This window comes from Bartonella jaculi (assembly GCF_039543045.1).
Lineage (GTDB): Bacteria > Pseudomonadota > Alphaproteobacteria > Rhizobiales > Rhizobiaceae > Bartonella > Bartonella jaculi.
This window is the reverse complement of sequence record NZ_BAABIZ010000118.1, coordinates 1-1,314: the sequence shown is the minus strand read 5'-3', so window position 1 is coordinate 1,314 and position 1,314 is coordinate 1. Positions and strand designations below refer to the sequence as shown.

The 1,314-nt window shown below is 35.6% G+C and carries 1 protein-coding gene; it reads left to right on the top strand.

Going from position 1 to position 1,314, the window contains the following annotated elements:
* Positions 1-1,314 (top strand): type ISP restriction/modification enzyme (locus tag ABD915_RS09680; RefSeq protein WP_345117741.1); only part of this gene is annotated, 1,314 nt, incomplete at both ends.

Sequence of the window (1,314 nt, the reverse complement as noted above, 5' to 3'; positions counted from 1 at the left end):
AATGCCTTGTTGAAGAATTTAGCAGCCTTTATATTTTCCATTTGCGGGGTAATCAACGAACCTCTGGAGAACTATCTCGAAAAGAAGGTGGTAAGATTTTTGGTTCTGGTTCTCGAGCCCCTATAGCTATCTCTATTCTTGTTAAAAATCCAGAATCTCAACAGCGTGGGAAAATATATTTTCGTGATATTGGAAACTATCTCACGAGAAAAGAAAAGATTGCGATAATTGAATCCCTTGGTAGCATTGATGGTATTACACGGAGTGAACAAGGTTGGCAAATAATTACACCAGACAAACATGGTGATTGGCTTGATCAACGTAATGAAAGTTTCGAAGCATTCTTAGCTTTAGGTGATAAGAAAGATCATGGTAAAAAGCTGTTTGAAACATTTTCATGTGGTCTAAAAACCAATCGTGATGCTTGGGCATACAATTCAAGTCGTGAAGCTCTCGCGAAGAATATGAGAAATATGATTGCTTTCTATAATAGTGAAGTGGAACGTTTTAATGGTGCTTATTCACATGATGACGGTAAAACACGTACTAAAACTGTAGACAATTTTGTCAATGCGGATGAAAGCAAAATTAGTTGGAGTCTTAGCCTTAAACAACAGTTAGAAAAAGGAAATATTTTTGAATTTAATGAGGCATGTCTTACGCAAAGTTTGTACCGTCCTTTTACAGAACAGTGGCTCTATTATAATCGTACTTTCAACGCAAGTGTTCACCAAATGCCTCGTATATTCTTGATAGGACAAAAAGTTGAAAACAGAATGATACAAATTACAGGTGCAGGAGCAAAGAAAGACTTTTCTGTACTTATGACTAAAGTTATATCTGATGTTAATATGATGGAAGGTGGTAGTCAATGTTTTCCACGCTATATTTACGAAGATACTGTGTCTTTAAAAAATAAAAATGATAAACAATCTCATTTGTTTACGAATTCTACAGAAGAGAGTAAAAGTACTGATTTACACCGTCGTGATGCCATTACTGATGAAGGACTAGCCCATTTTAAAGCGGCTTATCCAAATGAAAATATAACAAAAGACGATCTATTCTATTACGTATATGGTCTCTTACATTCAGAAGATTACCGCGCCCGTTATGCTGATAACCTCTCTAAAGAATTGCCTCGTATCCCTTGTGTAAAGACTGCTGAAGATTTTTGGATGTTTGTGACAGCAGGTCGTGAATTGGGTCATTTGCATGTAAATTATGAAGATGTGAAACCTTATCCAGTGACCTTTAAAAAAGGCAATCCAAAACAGACTGATATCTCTAATCCAGAAAAGTTTTATTATGTAA